This window comes from Evansella sp. AB-rgal1 (genome assembly GCF_041820985.1).
GTDB lineage: Bacteria > Bacillota > Bacilli > Bacillales > Salisediminibacteriaceae > Evansella.
In genome coordinates this window covers 62,529-84,826 of record NZ_JBGUAU010000012.1, presented here as the reverse complement: position 1 = coordinate 84,826, position 22,298 = coordinate 62,529, and the positions used below count along the sequence as shown (strand labels likewise).

The window sequence follows — 22,298 nt, the reverse complement described above, 5'->3', positions numbered from 1 at the left end:
TGATTTTAACGATTTTAATGTATATAGTTAAAGGTAATTAATTGAAATTCTTGAATTGTTAGAGTATATGAATGTGTTCACATTCACAACTCAATGTAGTACTACTAGATTTCATTGTCATACAAAAGGAGTGGAGAATAAGATGATCAATCAACTTTCATGGAAAGTTGGAGGGCAACAAGGTGAAGGAATAGAAAGTACTGGGGAAATCTTCTCCATGGCATTAAGCCGACAAGGATATTATTTATACGGTTATAGACATTTCTCTTCTAGGATCAAAGGGGGTCATACGAATAATAAGATTCGTGTGAGTACACAGCCTATGAATTCTATTTCAGATGATTTAGATATTTTAGTAGCCTTTGACCAAGAAACAATAGATTTGAATCACCATGAATTAGTAAATGGTGGGGTAATTATTGGAGATAGTAAATTTACTCCAAAACTACCTGAAGGATGTAGTGCAAAACTATTTTCCGTTCCATTTACAGACATTGCGTCTGAATTAGGAACATCTTTAATGAAAAACATGGTAGCAGTAGGTGCATCGAGTGCACTATTAGGATTGAAGGTTGAATCATTTCAATCAGTAGTAGAACAGATCTTCTTGAAAAAAGGTGCATCTGTTGTAGAAAAAAATATGCAAGCTATCGCAAAAGGGATGGAATATTTCCACAACGAAGCTCAAGGAGATGTAGGTGATTTTCGTCTAGAAGAAGCTGATGGTAAAAATCGTATGTTTATGATTGGAAATGATGCAATCGCACTTGGAGCTCTAGCTGGTGGAGCAAGGTTTATGCCTGCTTACCCAATAACCCCAGCTTCTGAAATTATGGAGTATTTAATTAAGAAATTACCAGAATATGGTGGTACTGTAATCCAAACGGAAGATGAAATCGCTGCTTGTACAATGGCAATTGGAGGAAACTATGCAGGTGTTCGTAGTTTAACGGCATCAGCAGGACCAGGCTTATCTTTAATGATGGAAGCGATTGGTTTAAGTGGTATTACGGAAACTCCATTGGTAATCGTTGATACACAACGTGGTGGACCAAGTACTGGTTTACCAACGAAACAGGAACAATCTGATATTTTTGCAATGATATACGGAACACATGGAGAAATTCCAAAAGTGGTAATGGCTCCATCTACAGTTGAAGAAGCATTTTATGATACAGTAGAGGCGTTCAACATTGCGGAAGAATACCAAGTACCAGTTATTATTGTTACGGATTTGGCATTATCTCTTGGAAAACAAACAGTAGAACCATTAGAGTTCAATAAAGTAGAAATTCGTCGTGGGAAACTGGATATTTCTGAAGAGTTACCAGAAGCTGAAGGCAAAGAATATTTCAAACGTTATGAAGTAACAGAGGATGGCGTTTCAAAACGCGTTATTCCAGGTATGAAAAACGGTTTGCACCATGTTACTGGTGTAGAACATAACGAACAAGGGAAGCCTTCTGAAAGCCCTGAGAACCGTAAAGCACAAATGGATAAACGTATGAGAAAGTTAAACGACCTTCATAGTGTGTATCCTAATCCAGTATTTAAAGATGAGCGTCATGAAGAAGCAGACGTTTTGATTTTGGGAGTAAACTCTACTAGAGGAACAATTCAAGAAGCAATACCTCGTTTAGAGAATGATGGGTTAAAGGTAAATCATGGACAGGTTCGATTACTTCATCCATTCCCAACGGAAGAAGTAAGAGAAATGGTACAGAAAGCAAAACGAGTTGTTGTAGTGGAAAATAATGCAACTGGTCAACTTGCAAGTTTAATTAAGATGAACCTTGCCTACAGTAATGTTCAATCAATTCTAAAATATGATGGAAATCCATTCTTACCATCTGAAATTTACAGCCAATGCAAGGAGTTGGTCTAACATGGCTACGTTCAAAGACTTTCGAAATAACGTAAAACCAAATTGGTGTCCTGGTTGTGGTGACTTCTCTGTTCAAGCTGCAATTCAGAGAGCCGCTGCTAATGTTGGTGTTGTACCAGAAGAGCTAGCAGTTGTATCTGGAATCGGTTGTTCAGGAAGAATTTCTGGATATATCAATTCATATGGATTCCATGGTATTCATGGCCGTTCTTTACCAATTGCTCAAGGTGTAAAAATGGCGAATCGTGAATTAACTGTTATTGCATCTGGTGGAGATGGAGATGGATTTGCGATCGGTATGGGGCATACGATTCATGCCATTCGTAGAAACATAGATGTAACATACATTGTTATGGACAATCAGATTTATGGATTAACAAAAGGTCAAACATCTCCAAGAAGTGAGATGGGCTTTAAAACAAAAAGTACTCCGGGTGGTTCTATTGAATCCGCATTAGGAGTAATGGAACTAGCTATATCGTCTGGAATCGGGTTCCTTGCGCAAAGCTTCTCTAGTGACTTAAAAGAACTTACTTCTCTTATTGAGCAAGGAATTCAACATAAAGGATTTTCATTAATTAATGTGTTTAGTCCTTGTGTAACGTTTAATAAAATTAATACGTATGACTGGTTTAAAGAAAATTTAACTTCTTTATCTGATATTGAAGGATATGATTCTCACGATCGTTTAGGTGCTATGAATACGTTAATGAAGCATAACGGTTTAGTGACAGGTCTTATTTATCAAGATAAAGAAAAGCCATCTTACGAATCTTTAGTGACAGGATTTAAAGACGAAGCTCTTGCTAAGCAATACTTAGACTTAGATCAAGCACAATTTGATAAACTAGTAGCAGAATTCATGTAATACTTTAGTTAAAGACAGCCCAATCTAAATATAGATAGGCTGTCTTTTTTTGTTTACCTGGAAATTATAAAATAATCGACCTGTGGATAGCTAGTTGTGTCATGGAAAGAAGTCTAGCTCCACCGCCTTCTTGCTCCTCCGGTAACTTGTTCGCAAAGTTATATAGAAGCCTAAAGGAATTTATTGTCTGTTTTCAATGTGAGCAGAGAAATTAAAATTTTTTTCCTAAAATACACAATGAAAAATCAATTGTCCTTCATATAAAGACAGTGCTGTTTACGTGTACAAATTCGCGTGATAAAATAAACTCGATGATAAAAAAGTTTGATTTTTATTCACAATTTAAAGGGTGAGGTATATAAATGGCAAACAACATGATGAAAGCAATTGTGAAAGATAAAATGGCTCCTGGTGCAACGTTAAAGCAAGTTCCTATTCCGGAAATAGGAGATCTGGAAGTACTCATACAAGTGAAAGCAACCTCAATTTGTGGTACGGACGTTCATATCTATGCTTGGGATGAATGGTCTCAAAGCCGAGTTAAACCCCCATATGTTTTCGGTCATGAGTTTGCTGGTGTTGTTGTAAAAAAAGGAAAGCTTGTAAACAATGTGGAAATAGGAGATCATGTATCTGCAGAAACACATATTGTTTGTGGACATTGCCCACAATGTTTAACAGGTCAAGCACATATATGTGCAAATACACAGATTATTGGCGTAGATCGTGATGGATGTTTTGCGGAATACGTGGCACTGCCTGCAGAAAATATGTGGAAGAATGATCCTTCTTTACCATTTGAAGTAGCAAGTGTCCAGGAACCATTAGGAAATGGCGTTCACACAGTTTTAGCAGGTGATGTAGCAGGTAAATCTGTTGCTATTATTGGTTGTGGTCCTATTGGAATCATGTCTGTTGGAGTTGCTAAGGCTGCAGGAGCATCACAAGTAATTGCACTAGATCTAAATGAATACCGATTAGATTTGGCGAAAAAAATGGGTGCTACTTCACTAGTAAACCCAGGAAAAGAAAACCCATTGGAAGTAGTCTCTCAATTAACAAACGGATATGGAGTAGACGTAGTTTGTGAAATGAGTGGTCATCCAGTTGCTATGAATCAAGGGTTTAAAATGGTGAAAAACGGTGGTCGAGTTTCTATTTTAAGTTTGCCAGTAAAACCAGTAGAGATAGACATTACAAATGATATTGTATTTAAAGGAATAACAGTTCAAGGTATCACAGGAAGACGGATGTATGAAACGTGGCAACAAGTTTCTGGTTTATTAAGCTCTGGGCAAGTAGATGTACAACCAATGATTACACATCACTTTTCTTTAGAGGAGTTTGAAAAAGGCTTCGAACTTATGTTGCAAGGAAATTGTGGGAAGGTCGTATTACATCCATAACATCCATTAAGGAGGCATTTATTTATGAAAGGTTTTGAGTACTTAGAGCAGGAATTGCAAGAAATGAAAGAGGAGGGGGTGTTCCGAACGTTAGTACCGATTGAGTCTGACCAAGGAGCAAAAGTAACAATTAATGGCAAAGAAGTGATCCAGCTTTCCTCAAATAACTACTTAGGTCTAACCAATCATCCAAGAATGAAGGATGCTGCACTAAAGGCTGTTGAAAAATTTGGTGCAGGTACCGGCTCTGTTCGTACCATTGCTGGAACATTTTCCATGCACGAAGAATTTGAGAAAAAACTAGCTAAATTTAAGCACACGGAGGCAACGCTTGTCCTTCAGTCAGGATTCACAGCGAACCAAGCGATCTTATCTTCTATTTTAACAAAAGAAGATGTTGTTATTTCTGACGAGTTAAACCACGCGTCCATCATTGATGGTATTCGTTTAACGAAGGCTGCAAGAAAGATCTATAAACATGTAGATATGGAAAGTTTAGAAGAGGCACTAAAAGAGACACAAGAATATCGTAAACGTTTAGTAGTAACCGATGGAGTCTTTTCAATGGATGGGAATATTGCTCCCCTCCCAGAAATTGTAGAGCTTTGTGAAAAATATGACGCGTTAATTATGGTTGACGATGCACACGCAAGTGGTGTACTAGGTAGTAATGGACGAGGAACAGTAGATCACTTTAATTTAAATGGCCGTGTTCATATTCAAGTTGGTACATTAAGTAAGGCTATTGGTGTTTTAGGAGGGTATATTGCAAGCACACAGGCAGTTAGAGATTATTTAATCCATAAAGGGCGTCCGTTTTTATTTAGTACATCTCATCCTCCTGCAGTAACAGCAGCTTGCTCAGAAGCGATTGATATTCTCTTAGATGAACCAGAAAGAATGGAACGTTTATGGGAAAATGCACGATTTTTAAAAGATGGTCTGAAAAAGCTTGGCTTCGAAACTGGTATCAGTGAAACTCCAATTACTCCTGTTGTAGTTGGAGATGGTGCAAAATCACATCAACTTTCTGATAAATTATTATCATATGGAGTATTTGCACAGGGAATTGCTTTTCCAACAGTACCTAAGGGAGCAGCTCGTGTTCGTACGATCGTAACGGCAGACCATACGAAAGAGCTATTACAAGAAGCATTAGATGCATTTGAGAAAGCCGGAAAAGAACTAGGGTTAATCTAATAATGATAAACTAAAACAGGTATAAAAGGCGTCATAAGCTTTTTTGCCTGTTTTTGTGATGAGGAGGCTTTCTCATGCACTCATAATACACCTCATGAGTGTATTTCAAAGCTAACTAATTGAATTATCCCTTAAATAACGGTACCATGTACGTGTGACAACAACGAGACAAAACACATCGTTGTTGGAAAACAAACATTAAAAGGAGGATTTACTATGGTATTAACTTTTAAACAAATGCTTGCTCATGCTCGTGAACATGTAAATGGTGTAACTTCAGAGGAAGCACGCAAAAAGATCAGTGAAAACCCTAATACGTTAGTAATCGATGTACAAGATGCTGCAGACGCAGGTGCATGTGGATTAATTCCTAGCAGTAAAAACATCTCACTCGGAATGTTACCAATTCGTGCAGACTTAGAGTTACCAGAGCAAATGAGAGATCCTGATTTAGCAGACCGTAGTCGTCCTGTTTTAGTTACTTGTGGAGCAGGTGGACAAGCGACTCTAGGGGCATACATATTAAAGGGAATGGGCTTTACCGATGTAGCGTACATTGAAGGCGGAACAAAGGCTTGGAAAGAAGCTGGATATGAAGTAAATCACTAAGCTACATTTTTAGAGGTAGAAACAATTTGTTTCTACCTCTTTTTGGTGAATACAGAGAATCTATTGTTTGTTTCCCTTGGAAGGTTTATAATGATAAGTTGTATGTTAACAATAGTTAATAGTTTTAAACTTTGTGGGAAGGGGATATAACATGAACGAAGAACAACGCAAACAGCAAACAGAAGGAGCTTATTCTGCGGACAAAAAATCCGACCAGGGTAAGAAGGACTTCTCTCAATATTTCCAAACAACGTATATTGCTCCTGACTTAAAACAAGCAAAAAAACGTGGGAAAGAAGATGTATCAATTCTTTACGATTTTGAAATCCCTGAAGATATGAAAGCAATCGGTAAAGGGAAGAAATTTCTTATTAGAACTTATGGATGTCAAATGAACGAACATGATTCTGAAAACATGGCTGGAATTTTACTGAACATGGGATTTGAATCTACGACAGAAACGGACGTAGCAGATGTTATCTTATTAAATACTTGTGCTATTCGCGAAAATGCAGAAAATAAGGTTTTTGGTGAAATTGGAAACTTAAAAACAATGAAACGTGAACGACCAGAATTAATTGTAGGTGTTTGCGGATGTATGTCTCAAGAAGAGTCAGTAGTTAATAAGATTCTTCAAAAGCATCAACATGTGGATTTAATTTTCGGTACACATAATATTCATCGTCTTCCAACTCTATTAAAGAATGCTATCTTTAATAAAGAAATGGTTGTTGAAGTTTGGTCTAAAGAGGGCGACATCATTGAAAACATGCCTCGTGCTCGAAAAGGTCAAATTCAAGGCTGGGTAAATATTATGTATGGCTGTGATAAGTTTTGTACGTATTGTATTGTACCGTATACACGCGGAAAAGAGCGTAGTAGACGTCCTGAGGACATTATTGAAGAAGTACGTCATTTAGCGCGAAATGGTTATAAAGAGATCACGTTACTAGGTCAAAACGTAAATGCATATGGAAAAGACTTGGTAGATATGGACTATGGATTAGGAGATTTAATGGCTGAAATTCGCAAAATTGATATCCCTCGTGTTCGTTTTACAACAAGTCACCCTAAAGATTTTGATGACCATTTAATTGAAGTTTTAGCTAAGGGCGGTAATTTAGTAGAACATATTCATTTACCAGTTCAAAGTGGAAATAATGATGTATTAAAACTAATGGCACGTAAATATACAAGAGAAGAGTATATTGTCTTGGCAAATAAAATTAAAGAAGCAATTCCACATGCATCGTTTACAACAGATATTATTGTTGGTTTCCCTAATGAAACAGATGAACAGTTTGAAGATACCCTGTCTCTTATGAAAGAAATCGAATACGATAGTGCGTACACATATGTGTACTCACCACGTGAGGGTACTCCTGCTGCGAAAATGGAAGACAATATTCCGATGGAAGTGAAAAAAGATCGCCTGCAACGCTTAAATGCAGTTGTAGGAGAGATTTCTGCAAAGAAAAACAAAGCGTTTCAGGGGAAAGTTGTGGAAGTTCTTGTAGAAGGGGAAAGTAAGAAGAACCCTGATGTATTGTCTGGAAGAACGAGAACAAACCGTCTTGTAAACTTTGAAGGTCCTAAATCAAGCATTGGTGAGATCGTTTATGTTAAAATAACAGAAGCAAAGTCTTGGTCACTAGATGGCCAGCTTGTCGAAACTGCTGAGGTGATTAAATAATGTCGAATCTTTATACGAAACAACAAATTGTTGATAAAGCAAAAGAATTATCAAAAATGATTGCAGAAACAGAAGAAGTTGATTTTTTTAAACGTGCAGAGCTACAAATAAATGACCATCTTCGTGTTCAAGAAATTATTGCACAAATTAAGTCTCTTCAAAAAGAAGCGGTTAATTTACAGCACTATCAAAAGCAGGAAGGCTTAAAAGCAGTGGAAGAGAAAATCGACGCATTACAAGATGAATTAGATGAGATTCCATTAGTAAGAGAATTTAAACAGTCTCAAACAGATGTAAACCAACTACTTCAGCTTGTTAGTACTACAATTTCGAACAATGTAACGAATGAGATTATCAAATCAACAGGTGGAGATGTATTAAAAGGAACTACAACAAAGAACCCACTACATTCTCAAGGCTGTTAAGTTTAACGTATAACGACACATTAATAGAAAGTGTTGGAACCAGTGCCCTTCGATAGGGTGCTGGTTTTGTTGTTTACAAGCGAATACTAGACACCATGTCTCCTATATAGTCACCCATTCACCCAATCATACATATAGTAGTAATAGGAAAACAGATATTTATCTTACTCAAATTATCCTAATTAACGAAATTTTTTTTATAAAAATAAAATATTTGTTATTTCTCATTCATGAACCTCGTATGTATAACATATAAATAATTGAACTATTAGGTTGATATGTAAATTCTCGGGGCGTAATGAACAGTATTCACTTGAATGTAAGCCAATTTGACCAAAACAATTGTAACCATTTGGCTTATCAATTCATAGGTTGCAGTAGAACATTTTTAATAATCACATTGGTCATTTGTCTTGCATAGTATGCAAGTGAAACCGTCTTGATTTCTAAGAATTTTCGTTTGCTGCGCGTCAATCAATTGTTTGAGGAGGGAAAAGTATGTCACCAGCAGACAGAGAGCTAAACTACAGAGAGATTATCACGAAAGCCGTATGTGGAAAAGGTAGAAAGTTTTCGCAGGCGAGTCACACGATTACACCTGCACAACAACCAACGAGTATTTTAGGTTGTTGGATCATTAATCACAAATATGAGGCAACCAAAAAAGGTGATGCCATCGAAGTACGAGGGAAGTACGATATTAATATATGGTATTCCTACAGTAACAATACAAAAACAGATGTTGCAACAGAAACGGTTACTTACACCGATGTTGTACCATTAGCAATGCAAGATAAAAATGTTCTTTCTGACCAACTAGAAGTAGTTGCAAGAGCTGTTCAACAGCCAAACACGTTAGAAGCGACAATTGCAGCTAATGGATGCGATGTGAAAGTTCAAGTGGAACGTGAATTTTTAGTAGAAGTAATTGGCGAAACTAAAGTATGTGTTTACGTCAATCCAGACGGTTGTACAGACGATTGGGATGACAAAGTCTGGGATTACGATGTGGAAGATGAAGAATTTGAAGATTTAGATCCGAACTTCCTCATGGGTGATTTAGAAGAATAATTGTTATTGGGAAGGAGAGAAAGTCTTCTTCCTTATTTCTTTTTATTTTACATGAAAATAAGTATGTTAATTAGAGGTTATCTATCTAGTACTACTAACTTCGTTGGTCTTTATTCCATTCGCTTTCCTAGGGGAGCTTACACTCCTTCGTCGCTCCGAAGTCACGCCTCTGCTCTTCATCCACAGGAGTTCGTGGACTTGCGCTCATTCCATCGGAAGTTTATTGTACTAATCTTCTTCACAACGAATTTTCATCCTCCATGGTAAAAATATTCCATGGAAGTCTACCATAAGGAATACAGGCCAAAAAAAGGAAGTGAGTATCGTGAATGACCCATGGAATATTCATAAAATTTCTTCCTCTATATCAAATAGTCAATCCTTTCAATTACATATTCAAGGACATGAATTCATTCCTACTTCTATTCATGTTTTCTTTCCAAGTGGAGCAAGAAAAGTACTTAAAAATAGAAAGGAACTTGGTGCATTCTATTTAGGACAAGACATGCTTGATGCTGCTGTGATGTCAGCGTACTATGCTGATATTTCCTGTTTCTCTATAGTAGTTCAAAGGATTGGGAAAGACATTCAAATAATACATGTAGAAGAAAAAAAAGAAACAAGAACATGCGTAAATGGTAATTTATCCAACAATACATCCCTTATTGGTGCAGACTTAGAGGTAATGGCTAGAAGAAAAAATGGACCATTTATCTCGTTTCCATTAGGCAATGGATATGATAACAAAATAGGCGCGGACCGTGCGTTAATTCGCCAAGGAACGTCCTTCTCTCAACCAATCATAGAATTACGAGCAGATCCGAAAAAATCAGGAAAAGAGCTTCATGAGGAATTCATGTTTTTAAAGAAAGAATTAGAATCTCGAGCAGATAAAAACAATCTTCTAATTGTTTCAGAGGAAAATCCTACAGGTAGATTCTTTTTAGGAGGGCATTTTCATGTTTCAAATGCAACACCTACCTATCGTAAAATTTCTCTTTTAGATTCTTTGCTTACTTTACCTATTGCGTCGATTACGAAACTAAAGAAGCCGGACAGACGTAGTCTGTATGGAAAACTAGGAGCTGTTCGGTTAAATAGATTTAAAGGGTTTGAATATCGAAGTCTTCCATCTTGGTATCACTTTATTGAAGGAGGAGAGCCTTTTTTCACTTGGGTTGAAACTCTTCTTTTTAACAGTGGATTACCGAAAATAAACCTGGCTGAAAGAACAATACATGCTTATTATGAAGGAGATCATAGCACACTGAAAGAAGAAGTATATCAACTTTTCACATACGCTAGGAATTTTTTGACAAAAAAAGAAGAAGTTAATATGGAAAATTGGATAATATGGTTAGAAAAAAACGAGGAGATTGATTAGCAGATTGATAGACGTATGTTATAATATGTCGTGTATATGAAAACGGATGTACATATGTGACGCTTTATCTGTTTTTGGCAGGTAAACTTAACGATAAATGGTAGCTTAGTACCTTTTGCACTATGCCAAGGTGCTTAAGATTTTCTTAATTTGGAGGTTCATTATGGCAGTGAAACAAACCCCTATGATAGAGCAATACTTATCCATTAAGGCACAATATGAGGATGCCTTTTTATTTTTTCGTTTAGGTGACTTTTATGAGCTTTTTTTTGATGATGCGAAAAAAGCAGCTAAGGAACTAGAGATTACATTAACTAGCCGAGGAAAGGGTGAGGAAGGAATTCCTATGTGTGGAGTGCCACATCACTCGGCAGAACAGTATATCACTCAATTAATTAAAAGAGGCTATAAAGTTGCTATCTGTGAACAAACAGAAGACCCGTCTCAAGCGAAGGGTGTCGTTCGCCGAGAAGTAGTTCAAGTAATTACGCCTGGTACCGTGATGAATGGAAATATTGTTGCAGATAAAGATAATAACTACTTAATTTCGATAACTCCATATGAAAATGGATTATTTGGGATTGCAGCAGTAGAAATGACAACAGGAGAGTTTCTTGTTACTTCCATTACTGGAGAACTAGAGGATGTATTATTCGAAGTATCTTCGTTTCGTCCACGAGAAATTGTACTACCTGAGTTTTTTCCGCAAGAAGGACAAGCTCTATTTCAGCAACGTTTAGGAGTTACTTTATCTCACGAGTCAGAATTGGCAAGTGAAGAAGCTAGTGAAAGTTTAGTAGGTGAAATAGAAGACAGATGTGCAAAAGAAGCTTGTCGCCGTTTAATTCGTTATCTTCACAGAACAACGAAACGATCTCTTGATCATATACAAAAAGCGGTATTCTATTTGCCACATGAGTATATGGGAATTGACGTTCATTCAAAACGAAATTTAGAATTAATAGAATCGTTACGAGAGAAAAAGAAGCAAGGATCCCTTCTTTGGATATTAGATGAGACACAGACTGCGATGGGAGGACGTTTACTGAAGCAATGGATTGAGCGGCCACTCGTTTCAAAGTCGGTAATAGAACAACGACATGGCTTTGTGGAAACTTTATTAGATCAATTTTTTGCGAGGGAGACCCTTCGTGAGCAGCTTCATGGTGTCTATGATCTAGAGAGACTCTCTGGGAAAGTAGCCTTCGGTAATGTAAATGCACGGGAGATGCTTCAATTGAAGCGTTCTTTGCAGGCAGTTCCGGAAATCTTTGAAACGGTGAAAAATATGAACAACGGTTATGGAACGACGTTGTTAGAAAACATAGACGATTGTCACGAACTTTGCGAACTACTGGCAGACAGTATTGTAGATGATCCCCCTGTATCTATTACAGAAGGAAACCTTATCCGGGACGGATATCATCCCGAATTAGATCAGTACCGTGACGCAATGAGAAATGGAAAAACATGGATTGCGTCTCTTGAACAAAAAGAACGCCAAGAGACTGGTATAAAATCGTTAAAAATTGGGTTTAACAAAGTCTTTGGTTATTACATTGAAGTGACAAGAGCAAATATTGCCCATTTACCAGAAGGAAGGTATGAACGTAAACAGACGTTAGCGAATGCAGAGCGTTATATTACGGAAGAATTGAAAGAAAAGGAAGTTTTAATATTAGAAGCGGAAGAAAAAAGTGAGAAGCTAGAATACGAGCTTTTTATGGAGATACGAGAAAAGGTAAAAAAATTCATCCGTCCGCTACAACAATTGGCATCTGCCATTAGTACAATCGATGTTCTTCAGAGCTTTGCAGAAGTGGCAGAACAATATCATTATGTGAAACCAAATGTTGCAATTGGTGGAAATGTTCATATTGTGGATGGGAGACACCCTGTTGTAGAAAGAATGATTGATGAAGGGGATTACGTAGCAAACGATATTATTCTAGATGATAAAAATAGTATGCTTCTTATTACAGGTCCGAACATGGCCGGGAAAAGTACGTATATGCGACAGCTAGCATTAATATCCATCATGGCACAAATCGGTTCCTTTGTTCCTGCTAAAGAAGCGGAACTTCCTATATTTGATCAGATCTTTACGAGAATTGGTGCAGCGGATGATTTGGCACAAGGTCAAAGTACGTTTATGGTTGAAATGCTAGAAACAAAACACGCTGTTACGAGAGCTACGAAAAACAGTTTACTACTTCTAGATGAAATAGGTAGAGGCACGTCTACGTATGATGGAATGGCGTTAGCACAATCGATTGTTGAATTTATACACAATGAAATCGGTGCGAAAACATTGTTTTCCACACATTATCATGAGTTAACGATTTTAGCAGATCAATTACCCTTACTAAAAAATGTCCATGTTTCTGCCATGGAAGAAAACGGTAAAGTTGTATTTCTTCATAAAGTAGTAGATGGGGCAGCGGATCGTAGCTATGGTATTTATGTTGCAGAATTAGCCGAACTTCCGGAAGAGTTAATTTCTCGAGCAAAAACAATTTTGAAGGATTTTGAACAGGGAGATCAGTTAGCGAACAAAGGATCAAACGTTAACTATGTAGAGGAGGCTTCAATAAAGGAAGAAGTTCGTCAAATGACTCTGTTTGGTGAGGAGTTTATAAGTTCTGATGAAAAGAAGCTTTCGAACAAAGAAAAGGCAGTCATTGAGAAGCTACAATCATTGAATTTGCTTCATATAACACCGATTGAAGCTATTACATTACTGGATGAATTACAACGAAAAGTAACGAAAAAGTAAAGAACAGGAGTGGGTTTTTATGGGGAAAATATATCAACTAGATGATGAATTATCTAATAAAATTGCTGCAGGGGAAGTAGTAGAGAGACCCGCTTCTGTTGTGAAAGAGCTTGTAGAGAACTCCATTGATGCGAATAGCAAACATATTCGTGTAGATATACAAGAAGGTGGACTTTCGCTCATTCGGATATTAGATGACGGAGACGGCATTGCGGAAGACGATGTAGAAACAGCTTTTTACCGTCATGCAACGAGTAAAATTCGAAATGATCAAGATCTGTTTCGAATTGCTACGTTAGGATTTCGTGGGGAAGCGTTACCCAGTATTGCGTCAGTATCAAAGCTTATATTAAAAACGAGTGACGGTACGGAGAAAGGGCAAGAAATACGTCTAGAAGGTGGAAAGATTAGTCATAAAGGCTATACCTCTGCCAGAAAAGGAACGGAAATTGTTGTTACAGACTTATTTTATAACACCCCAGCCCGATTAAAATATTTAAAAACAATCCATACAGAGCTAGGACATATATCTGATTGTATCAATCGAATGGCGTTAGCTCATCCAGAGATTGCATTTCATTTAACACACAATGAGAAAACACTGTTAAAAACTGTTGGAAATGAGGATCTCCTTCGAGTGATTACTTCTATCTATGGCTCCAGTATTGGAAAAAGTATGTTGAAAATAGAAGGAGAATCATTAGATTTTAAAGTTACAGGTTTTATTGGAAAGCCGGAAGTAACACGTTCTTCTCGTTCTTATATGTCCACCATTATTAATGGAAGATATATTCGAAATTATGCGTTATTACGAGCAATTCAAGAGGGATATCATACACTCCTACCGATCGGGAAGTATCCCATCGTGGTGCTCCATATAGAAATGGACCCTTATTTAATTGATGTAAACGTCCATCCTGCGAAATTGGAAGTTCGTTTAAGTAAGGAGCAGGCACTACAGGAACTTGTCATTGAAAGTATGAAAAAGGTTTTCCAACAAACTCGTTTTATTCCAGAAGTAACTACTACTTCTAAAAGAGAAAAGAAAGCTTCAGAACAACTAACCTTTACCTTAACTCATGATGTTGTGAAAAAGACGGTGGAACCTGAAAGAACAGCACCGCTTGTAGAAAAAAAATGGAACCTTATGAAAGAAGACGTAGCTACAAACGAGAATTATTCGCAGCAACTAATAAGTGATAGTGAATCTTCTGGAGTGGAAAAAGAGGAATCTTTTGAAGAAGAAACTGCTACAACTGTTTTTGAAGAAAGGGTAGAACTTTCTGAAAAAAGTTCTACATCTAGTACAAAACATCGTGATAAAGAAGTTCCTACCTTATATCCCATTGGTCAGTTACATGGTACGTATATTTTAGCTCAAAATGACCAAGGCTTATTTATCATTGACCAACATGCAGCACAGGAACGAATTAAATATGAATATTACCGAGAGAAACTAGGTGAAGTAGACCTAGAGATTCAAGACTTACTTGTACCTTTGACGTTCGAAATGACCCATGCAGAGGAAGAAAGATTCAAGGAAAGAAAGAGTATTCTTGAAGAAGTAGGAATCTTCCTTGAACCGTTTGGCTCGAGAACCTATGTTGTAAGATCTCATCCGACGTGGTTTCCGAAAGGACAAGAAAAAGAAATTATAGAATTAATGCTAGAACAATTGAAGAATCAATCGTCCATTCATATTGGAAAATTACGTGAGGAAGCTGCTATCTTAATGTCTTGTAAGGCTGCAATTAAAGCAAACCGCTATTTAACGAAAGAGGAGATGTTCCGCTTGTTAGAAACTTTACGATTATGTGAAGAGCCATATACATGCCCTCATGGTAGGCCAGTAATCATTCAGCATTCAACGTATGAAATTGAACGGATGTTTAAGCGCATTATGTAAAAAAGCGTGATGGTATGTAAAGGGGAAACGTGAATGAACATTATTGTAACAACGTCAGGAAGACCGTCAAATGAAAGTATAAACCATGCTAAAGCAATAGCTAAAACGTTAAATATTGCCTTTGTAAGACGTAACAAAGTTTCTGTTGAAAGTGTACGTATGACAAATAAGGCAGATGCTGTTGTAGTCGTTGGCAAAGACAAACTTTCTGTTAAAACGAAGGAGACTACGTTTTTCTTTCACCCGAATACAGCTATGTTCCGTGCAAAGAAATGGTTGAAGACGGGAAAGGAACCTCTGATTGATGCTTGTAAACTGACACCTGGTGATACGTTATATGATGCAACCTTAGGTCTTGGTTCCGATGCAATATTAGCTAGTTTGGCTGTTGGTCACACTGGTAAGGTACTTGGAACGGAGGCATCTTCTCTTCTTGCTTTTATAGTCAAAGAAGGTCTACAGAGTTACGAAACGGATGTACAGGAGTTTAATAAAGCATTAAAGAGAATTAAAGTAATGAACTTGTCTCATATACAATGGTTACAAAAAGCTTCAACAAACTCAGTGGATATTGTTTATTTTGACCCTATGTTTGAAGAAAAAGTATCAGGATCTGATGGTTTTGATAGTATGCGACCTTTCACGCTTTTTACACCGCTTACAGAAACCGCTATAATAGAAGCAAAGCGAGTTGCAAGAAAAAGAGTTGTGCTTAAAGATCATTTCCGAAGTCAACGATTTCAGCAGTTTGGTTTCCAAGTACAAGTAAGACCATCTGCTACCTATCACTATGGAACGATTGAATTAGAAGGAATCAGGTGAACACATGAAAAAACTAATTGTTATTGTTGGTCCTACTGCAGTGGGAAAAACAGCAACAGGAATCTCGTTAGCAAAAACCTTTCATGGGGAAGTCATTAGTGGAGATTCAATGCAGGTTTATAAAGGAATGGACATAGGAACTGCAAAAGTAACCAAAGAGGAAATGGATGGTGTTCCGCACCATTTAATTGATATTAGGGATCCGAGAGAGTCTTTTTCAGTTGCCGATTTCCAGGCGCAAGCGAAAGAGTCTATTGGAGAGATACATAATCGAGGAAAAATACCTCTTATCGTAGGAGGAACAGGGTTATATATAAATTCTGTTATTTATGATTACGATTTTTCCTCATCAGAAGGAGATTCTGACTTCCGTGAAGAATTAGAAATGTATGCAAAAAATTATGGGAATGAAGCGTTGCATGAAAAATTAAAAATGATTGATCCAATAAGCTATGGGGAACTTCACCCAAATAATGTACGAAGAGTCATTCGAGCTTTAGAAGTATATCATGTAACAGGGAAAACCATAGGTGATCGCCCGGATCAGCCAGAAACCTCTCCATACGATGCAACGGTGATCGGTTTAACGATGGAACGGGAAAAATTGTATGAACGGATAGATCTTAGAGTAGATAGGATGATCGCAGAGGGATTAATAGAAGAAGCGAAACACTTTTACGATCAAGGGATACGCAATTGTCAATCTGTTCAAGCAATCGGCTACAAAGAAATCTATGCTTATTTCGATGGTGAATTGACGAAAGAGGAAGCAATTGAACTATTAAAAAGGAACTCACGAAGGTATGCGAAGCGCCAATTAACTTGGTTCCGTAATAAAATGGATATAACATGGTTTTCCATGACAACAGATCAAGAAAAAAAGCTAAAAGAAATTCATCAATTTGTTGAAGGAAAGCTGTTTTAAATAGCGAATATAGATAATAATGTGGATATGAGGAGGCTACCAGTCATGAAACAACAACCAGTTAATATTCAGGACCAATTTTTAAACCAGCTAAGGAAAGAGAATATTCCAGTTACTGTATTTTTAACAAACGGCTTTCAATTACGGGGATTTGTAAAGAGCTTTGATAATTTCACTGTGATCTTAGATACAGATGGGAAGCAGCAGCTAGTATATAAGCATGCAATCTCTACTTTTTCTCCGCAACGCAACGTTCAGTTAAACCAAGAGCAACAATAGGTAATGAAGCATAGAAATAAGGTCATTGAAAAGGAGGGATTTCCTTTTCAATGGCCTTATTTTAACGTTGTTAGGTTTTACTCTTTGGGGTTTACCGTGAAAATACGTGCGTTATTGGTAGTTAAATTATTGTTTCATACTCTTTATCGTTATTTTATTCTTCATGATCTCGTCAGCAACTTGTTCTAGATAATCTAAAGGCTGTGTTGTTTCTAGTGCTAATTTCTTTCGTAACTCTTCTTTTTCAACTCCGTCCATAAATTGATTGATGATGTATGTTTTTCGAAGCTTCTGTGCATTCATATTATTTGTAAATCCAGCTCGTCTCATTTCCATTCGGATCATTTTTTGAAGTGCAACATCCGATAATTGTTTCCCACAGTTATGTTCCTCATCCCAGCGGTAAGACCCCCTTTGATAATCAAATGCGATGAAAAAAGGAAGGGAATCATAACGATTTGGTCGTATTGCTGGCGGTATCCTCATATAATAATCAAACAGCTTCTTTCTGTCGTCAGGTGTGATCTTTAAAGTGCGTTTTTTTCCTTTACGGCTGAACAATTCAATTTCATTTGACGCAAAGTGGATGCGATCTACTGTTAACGATGATATTTCTTGAATCGTTAAGCCGTAATGAAGAATTAGCCGGAAGATAGATTCGTTTCTTTCATACATCATATAACGATACTGCTTCTGCTTCTCAGTTAAACCTCGGTTAGAATGAATCGTTTTAAATAATTTTGTTATGTCATCGAGGTGTAAGTATGGTGTGTTTTTCCCCGGCTTTTTCACCTTTGTTTCCTTAATTAAGTCGGAAATAAGATATACATGCTCTTGTTTAGTAGTAAAAATAAACAAGTGACGTAGCACAGACAATATTCGTCGAATTGTATTTGGTGAATATATTTCACCCCTATGTAAATATGAATAGTAAGAGGAGACTTCTTCAATAGACGGAAACGGTGTGATAGAGGTACTGGGGTTTTTTCGATACTGTTTCATCCATTGAAGAAACTGTAAACAATCATAACGATACCTTTTTATTGTACTAGGCTGTTTTGTTAGTGATAAATGGTCTAAAAACTGGTCTATATTTTGTGTTAAGTCCATTATTTCACCCCATCTCTTATTCTAGTTTCATTATAAAGAAAGTTTTCGGTTTTGTCTTTGCTTATCAACTAGTATGATAGTGATGAATGGTACAAAAAAGGTCAACCCTTTTTAGCAACCTGGGTATTAAAGCTTAAGATCTTTTCAAAGGAGTATACACTATATAACTTTCCTGTGTTTTTGTTTGGGCTTTTGTCACGTGCATCATATATTTGCGTATAGTAGTTGTGAGTGAGAAGTTTCCACTATACAATGGAGGATGGTGACCTCGTTGGAACAAGCAGCAAGAATGAGAAAAAGAGGGCAAATTAATATTGTACTAAAAAAACAAACGGAAGATGAAGCTCTCCTCTCCCATCAAGAATCCGACTTGTTAGAAAAACCGGAACATACAACGTATAAACAAATCCAAGAAGAATTGAATGAATTCATTGGGCTATCAAGCATCAAGCAATTTATGAAAGAGATTTATGCATGGTTATATCTAAACCAAAGACGGCAGGAGGAAGGATTGAAAACGGGGAAACAGGTGTTTCATATGGTATTCAAAGGGAATCCTGGTACTGGGAAAACCACCGTTGCTCGGCTGATCGCAAAATTATTCAAAGATATGGGAGTGTTAGAAAAAGGACACCTTATTGAAGCCGAGAGAGCCGACTTAGTAGGGGAATATATAGGACATACAGCACAAAAAACAAGAGAATTAGTACAGAAGTCTTTAGGTGGGATTCTCTTTGTAGATGAAGCCTATTCGTTAGCACGTGGTGGAGAAAAGGATTTTGGAAAAGAAGCCATTGATACGTTAGTAAAAGCTATGGAAGATCAGCAACATTCGTTTGTATTAATTTTAGCTGGATATCCTAAAGAGATGGACCGTTTTTTAAAGCTAAATCCAGGTTTACCATCTCGTTTTCCGATGAAAATTACGTTTCCCAACTATACAGTGGAAGAGTTAACAAATATGGCAAGAAAAATGATTAAAGAAAGAGAGTATCAATTAGATGCCCGTGCAGAAACTACCTTACAAGATTTGTTAAGGCATTCCAAAGAAAAAGAAGAAGAACATTTTAGTAATGGTAGGTTTATCCGTAATTTGCTGGAGAGAGCAATACGAGCTCAAGCAGTTCGTTTGTTAGAAGAAGGGAATTACGAAAAAGAAGAGCTACTTACAATAAAAGGTGTAGATATATCAAAAGCTTATTATCATCCTGATGTTAAATTAGAATAAGGAAGGTGTTTTTACTTGAATAGTAAAGATGTAGAAGAACGAGTTCTTATAGTAGGATTAAAAACTTCGAAAATAGCAGACGATGATTTTTCGTATCGAATGCAGGAATTAAAGGCGTTAACTTCTACTGCAGGTGGTACAGTTGTAATGGAAATGACGCAAAATCGTGAAAATCCAAATCGGGCGACTTATATCGGAAGTGGAAAAGTAGATGAATTGAAGATGCTAATTGAAGAAAAAGAAGTAGAGCTCGTTATCTTTAATGATGAGCTCTCTCCTTCTCAGCTTCGTAACTTATCCAATGCGCTAGAGGTTCGAGTAATTGATCGGACGCAGGTAATATTAGATATCTTTGCAAGAAGAGCTAGATCAAAAGAAGGGAAGCTTCAAGTTGAGTTAGCACAGTTAAGCTATTTGCTACCAAGACTTCGGGGCCAAGGAGTAGCCTTATCAAGATTAGGTGGAGGTATTGGTACGCGAGGTCCAGGTGAAACGCAGTTAGAGGTAGATCAACGACATATAAGATCAAGAATGACAGACATTCGTACCCAACTAGACCAAATTGTGTCACACCGAGAGAGATATCGTAGTAGACGAAAAAAGAACCAAGTATTTCAAATCTCTCTGGTTGGATATACGAATGCTGGTAAATCAACATTATTACATAAATTAACACAGGCGGATGTTTATGTGGAAGATAAATTGTTTGCTACGTTAGATCCAACGACAAAAAAAATAAAGCTACCATCTGGGATGGAAGTACTCTTGACTGATACTGTTGGTTTTATTCAACAGTTGCCTACCGCCTTAATTGCTGCCTTTCGATCCACATTAGAAGAAGTACAAGAAGCAGATTTAATTTTACATGTTGTTGATTCGTCCAATGAAGATCATCCAAACCATGAAAAGACAGTTCTTGACTTGTTGCAAGACCTAAACTCTGAAAAAATTCCTATGCTTACTGTATACAATAAGCGAGATTTATTAACAGAGGATTTCTTTTCTTACACAAATGGTCCTTCCATATTAATTAGTTCCATGAATGAAGATGATTTGGACAAGCTCCAATTAAAAATACAATCCATCATGGAAGAAAACTTTTCGCCATATATTGTGCATATTGATGCACATGATGGAAAAGCGCTTCACCGCTTACAAAAGGAAACCATCCAACTTGAAAGAGTGTTTGATGAAGAAACAGAGCAATATGTTGTAAGAGGGTATGCACCTGATGAGTCAGCTATTTATCACGAAATGAAAACAAGAGAAACTAGAGGAGAAGTAGAGAATGAGTATTGAGGACCAATTAGATCATTTAGCAAGTACTATTGAACAGGAGTTACAAGAAAGTTTTACTACGAGAAATAAAATAAGTGAACGTAACCAACGGAAAGTTTTGAAGGCATTTCGAGATCATGAAGTTTCGGAGTTTCATTTCCAGCCATCTACGGGGTATGGGTATGATGATGTAGGGAGAGAAACGTTAGAAAAAATATATGCGCAAGTTTTTGGAGGGGAAAAGGCAATTGTTCGTCCACAAATTGTTTCAGGAACACATGCAATAAGTACAGCACTGTTTGGCTTACTTCGTCCAGGGGATGAGTTGTTATATATTACAGGAAAGCCTTACGACACTTTAGAAGAGGTAATTGGAATCCGTGGAGAATCAAACGGATCTTTAAAGGATTTTGGAATATCTTATGAATTTGTACCTTTGAATAACGGTGCTATTGATTTTGTTCAAGTTCAAAAGATGATAACGAATTCAACGAAAGTTATTGGAATTCAACGATCGAAAGGATATGACAATCGACCTTCCTTTACTGTGGACCAAATAGGGGAAATGGTAAGGTTTATTAAAGAAATTGATGAAAATCTCATTGTCTTTGTTGATAATTGTTATGGTGAATTTGTTGAAGAAAGCGAACCTTGTGATGTAGGGGCAGATGTAATGGCAGGTTCTTTAATAAAAAATCCAGGAGGAGGCATTGTAAAAACTGGTGGGTATTTAGTTGGGAAGAAAAATTATATTGAGCAATGTGCTGTTCGGTTAACTGCCCCTGGTATCGGTCTAAAGGGAGGAGCGTCCTTATATAGCTTATTAGAAATGTACCAAGGTTTCTTTTTAGCACCACATATTGTAAATCAAGCAGTAAAGGGTGCCATGTTTACTGCAAAGTTTTTAGCAGAAATAGGGATGAACACATCTCCTAGTTGGAATGATCAAAGAACGGATTTAATTCAATCTGTTTCTTTTCCAACGAAAGAGACGATGATTGCTTTTTGCCAAGCTATACAGGCTTCCTCTCCCGTAGACGCGCATGTGACACCATACCCGAGTCCAATGCCTGGCTATGAGGATGATGTCATTATGGCAGCGGGAACCTTCATACAAGGTGCAAGTATAGAATTAACAGCGGATGGTCCAATACGCCCCCCATTTACTGCGTATGTGCAAGGAGGACTAACATATGAACATGTAAAAGTAGGCGTCTTTGATGCTGTTTTGTCTCTGATTAATAAAAATTTGTTGAAAGTAAATGTGTAAATTTGACGGTATTTGTTGAAACTTAAAGGTGTGGTCGGAAAAAAGTTTTTAGAAAAATATATTTTTGTTTCCACTACTAAACCCTTGTCACATCAACCCTCATTAAATATAACTTTATAATGTCAGATAAATTACCATGTCAGATAATCTAACATGATTTAAC

18 protein-coding genes are annotated in these 22,298 nt (G+C 37.0%); 17 read left to right on the top strand and 1 reads right to left on the bottom strand.

Annotated elements, in window-relative coordinates; all coding sequences use genetic code 11:
- The first annotated feature begins 142 nt into the window (after positions 1-142).
- The 14 genes from ACERII_RS11940 (at position 143) to hfq (ending at position 17,249) form a co-directional block, all read left to right on the top strand.
- Complete coding sequence (locus tag ACERII_RS11940; protein WP_373642583.1) at positions 143-1,885, top strand: 2-oxoacid:acceptor oxidoreductase subunit alpha; 1,743 nt, start codon at positions 143-145, stop codon at positions 1,883-1,885.
- Between the two features lies 1 nt (position 1,886).
- Entirely contained in the window at positions 1,887-2,753 is an 867-nt protein-coding gene (locus ACERII_RS11935) for a 2-oxoacid:ferredoxin oxidoreductase subunit beta (protein ID WP_373642582.1), read from the top strand.
- A 362-nt stretch (positions 2,754-3,115) separates the two neighbouring features.
- The gene (tdh, locus tag ACERII_RS11930) at positions 3,116-4,159 is read left to right on the top strand and encodes an L-threonine 3-dehydrogenase (protein ID WP_373642581.1); all 1,044 of its coding nucleotides are present in this window, start codon (positions 3,116-3,118) and stop codon (positions 4,157-4,159) included.
- A gap of 24 nt (positions 4,160-4,183) precedes the next feature.
- Entirely contained in the window at positions 4,184-5,359 is a 1,176-nt protein-coding gene (locus ACERII_RS11925) for a glycine C-acetyltransferase (protein WP_373642580.1), read from the top strand.
- A gap of 216 nt (positions 5,360-5,575) precedes the next feature.
- Positions 5,576-5,968, top strand: a complete 393-nt coding sequence (locus tag ACERII_RS11920) for a rhodanese-like domain-containing protein (protein WP_373642579.1) — start codon at positions 5,576-5,578, stop codon at positions 5,966-5,968.
- A gap of 151 nt (positions 5,969-6,119) precedes the next feature.
- Positions 6,120-7,661: a tRNA (N6-isopentenyl adenosine(37)-C2)-methylthiotransferase MiaB gene (gene miaB / locus ACERII_RS11915; protein ID WP_373642578.1), complete on the top strand. Its 1,542-nt coding sequence runs from the start codon at positions 6,120-6,122 to the stop codon at positions 7,659-7,661.
- Complete coding sequence (locus ACERII_RS11910) at positions 7,661-8,086, top strand: YlbF/YmcA family competence regulator (RefSeq protein ID WP_373642577.1); 426 nt, start codon at positions 7,661-7,663, stop codon at positions 8,084-8,086. Before miaB ends, ACERII_RS11910 begins: the two co-directional genes overlap by 1 nt.
- A gap of 498 nt (positions 8,087-8,584) precedes the next feature.
- A complete protein-coding gene (locus ACERII_RS11905) occupies positions 8,585-9,157 on the top strand; it encodes an outer spore coat protein CotE (protein WP_373642576.1) in 573 nt (190 codons plus the stop codon).
- 325 nt (positions 9,158-9,482) lie between these two features.
- The gene (locus ACERII_RS11900; RefSeq protein WP_373642575.1) at positions 9,483-10,541 is read left to right on the top strand and encodes a putative amidoligase domain-containing protein; all 1,059 of its coding nucleotides are present in this window, start codon (positions 9,483-9,485) and stop codon (positions 10,539-10,541) included.
- Between the two features lie 163 nt (positions 10,542-10,704).
- On the top strand, positions 10,705-13,317 hold the full coding sequence (gene mutS / locus ACERII_RS11895; protein ID WP_373642574.1) for a DNA mismatch repair protein MutS: 2,613 nt from the start codon (positions 10,705-10,707) through the stop codon (positions 13,315-13,317).
- A 19-nt stretch (positions 13,318-13,336) separates the two neighbouring features.
- Positions 13,337-15,223 carry a DNA mismatch repair endonuclease MutL gene (gene mutL, locus ACERII_RS11890; protein WP_373642573.1) on the top strand — a complete coding sequence of 629 codons (1,887 nt, stop codon included), beginning with the start codon at positions 13,337-13,339 and terminating at the stop codon, positions 15,221-15,223.
- Positions 15,224-15,256: 33 nt separating this feature from the next.
- On the top strand, positions 15,257-16,045 hold the full coding sequence (locus tag ACERII_RS11885) for a class I SAM-dependent methyltransferase (protein WP_373642572.1): 789 nt from the start codon (positions 15,257-15,259) through the stop codon (positions 16,043-16,045).
- Between the two features lie 4 nt (positions 16,046-16,049).
- Positions 16,050-16,970, top strand: a complete 921-nt coding sequence (miaA, locus tag ACERII_RS11880) for a tRNA (adenosine(37)-N6)-dimethylallyltransferase MiaA (protein WP_373642571.1) — start codon at positions 16,050-16,052, stop codon at positions 16,968-16,970.
- Positions 16,971-17,015: 45 nt separating this feature from the next.
- Entirely contained in the window at positions 17,016-17,249 is a 234-nt protein-coding gene (gene hfq / locus ACERII_RS11875; RefSeq protein WP_373642570.1) for an RNA chaperone Hfq, read from the top strand.
- 126 nt (positions 17,250-17,375) lie between these two features.
- Here hfq and ACERII_RS11870 read toward each other — a convergent pair whose 3' ends face one another.
- A complete protein-coding gene (locus tag ACERII_RS11870; protein WP_373642569.1) occupies positions 17,376-18,359 on the bottom strand; it encodes a tyrosine-type recombinase/integrase in 984 nt (327 codons plus the stop codon).
- A gap of 259 nt (positions 18,360-18,618) precedes the next feature.
- Here ACERII_RS11870 and spoVK point away from each other — a divergent pair, with 259 nt between their 5' ends.
- From spoVK to ACERII_RS11855, 3 genes are read left to right on the top strand one after another with little or no spacing between them, the layout of a single operon-like run.
- Entirely contained in the window at positions 18,619-19,587 is a 969-nt protein-coding gene (spoVK, locus tag ACERII_RS11865; protein WP_373642568.1) for a stage V sporulation protein K, read from the top strand.
- A 15-nt stretch (positions 19,588-19,602) separates the two neighbouring features.
- Complete coding sequence (gene hflX / locus ACERII_RS11860; RefSeq protein WP_373642567.1) at positions 19,603-20,886, top strand: GTPase HflX; 1,284 nt, start codon at positions 19,603-19,605, stop codon at positions 20,884-20,886.
- Positions 20,876-22,135, top strand: coding sequence for a methionine gamma-lyase family protein (locus ACERII_RS11855; RefSeq protein ID WP_373642566.1), 1,260 nt, complete (start codon positions 20,876-20,878; stop codon positions 22,133-22,135). The genes hflX and ACERII_RS11855 overlap by 11 nt, the downstream gene beginning before the upstream one ends.
- The last annotated feature ends 163 nt before the right edge of the window (positions 22,136-22,298 follow it).

What these genes read in the sequence shown, in the direction of transcription:
- mutS (WP_373642574.1), top strand. Translation starts at nt 10,705, where the DNA reads ATGGCAGTGAAACAAACCCCTATGATAGAGCAATACTTATCCATTAAG.
- miaA (WP_373642571.1), top strand. Translation starts at nt 16,050, where the DNA reads ATGAAAAAACTAATTGTTATTGTTGGTCCTACTGCAGTGGGAAAAACA.
- hfq (WP_373642570.1), top strand. Translation starts at nt 17,016, where the DNA reads ATGAAACAACAACCAGTTAATATTCAGGACCAATTTTTAAACCAGCTA.
- mutL (WP_373642573.1), top strand. Translation starts at nt 13,337, where the DNA reads ATGGGGAAAATATATCAACTAGATGATGAATTATCTAATAAAATTGCT.
- miaB (WP_373642578.1), top strand. Translation starts at nt 6,120, where the DNA reads ATGAACGAAGAACAACGCAAACAGCAAACAGAAGGAGCTTATTCTGCG.
- ACERII_RS11935 (WP_373642582.1), top strand. Translation starts at nt 1,887, where the DNA reads ATGGCTACGTTCAAAGACTTTCGAAATAACGTAAAACCAAATTGGTGT.
- ACERII_RS11905 (WP_373642576.1), top strand. Translation starts at nt 8,585, where the DNA reads ATGTCACCAGCAGACAGAGAGCTAAACTACAGAGAGATTATCACGAAA.
- ACERII_RS11920 (WP_373642579.1), top strand. Translation starts at nt 5,576, where the DNA reads ATGGTATTAACTTTTAAACAAATGCTTGCTCATGCTCGTGAACATGTA.
- ACERII_RS11855 (WP_373642566.1), top strand. Translation starts at nt 20,876, where the DNA reads ATGAGTATTGAGGACCAATTAGATCATTTAGCAAGTACTATTGAACAG.
- tdh (WP_373642581.1), top strand. Translation starts at nt 3,116, where the DNA reads ATGGCAAACAACATGATGAAAGCAATTGTGAAAGATAAAATGGCTCCT.
- ACERII_RS11925 (WP_373642580.1), top strand. Translation starts at nt 4,184, where the DNA reads ATGAAAGGTTTTGAGTACTTAGAGCAGGAATTGCAAGAAATGAAAGAG.
- ACERII_RS11870 (WP_373642569.1), bottom strand. Translation starts at nt 18,359, where the DNA reads ATGGACTTAACACAAAATATAGACCAGTTTTTAGACCATTTATCACTA.
- ACERII_RS11910 (WP_373642577.1), top strand. Translation starts at nt 7,661, where the DNA reads ATGTCGAATCTTTATACGAAACAACAAATTGTTGATAAAGCAAAAGAA.
- ACERII_RS11885 (WP_373642572.1), top strand. Translation starts at nt 15,257, where the DNA reads ATGAACATTATTGTAACAACGTCAGGAAGACCGTCAAATGAAAGTATA.
- spoVK (WP_373642568.1), top strand. Translation starts at nt 18,619, where the DNA reads ATGGTGACCTCGTTGGAACAAGCAGCAAGAATGAGAAAAAGAGGGCAA.
- ACERII_RS11940 (WP_373642583.1), top strand. Translation starts at nt 143, where the DNA reads ATGATCAATCAACTTTCATGGAAAGTTGGAGGGCAACAAGGTGAAGGA.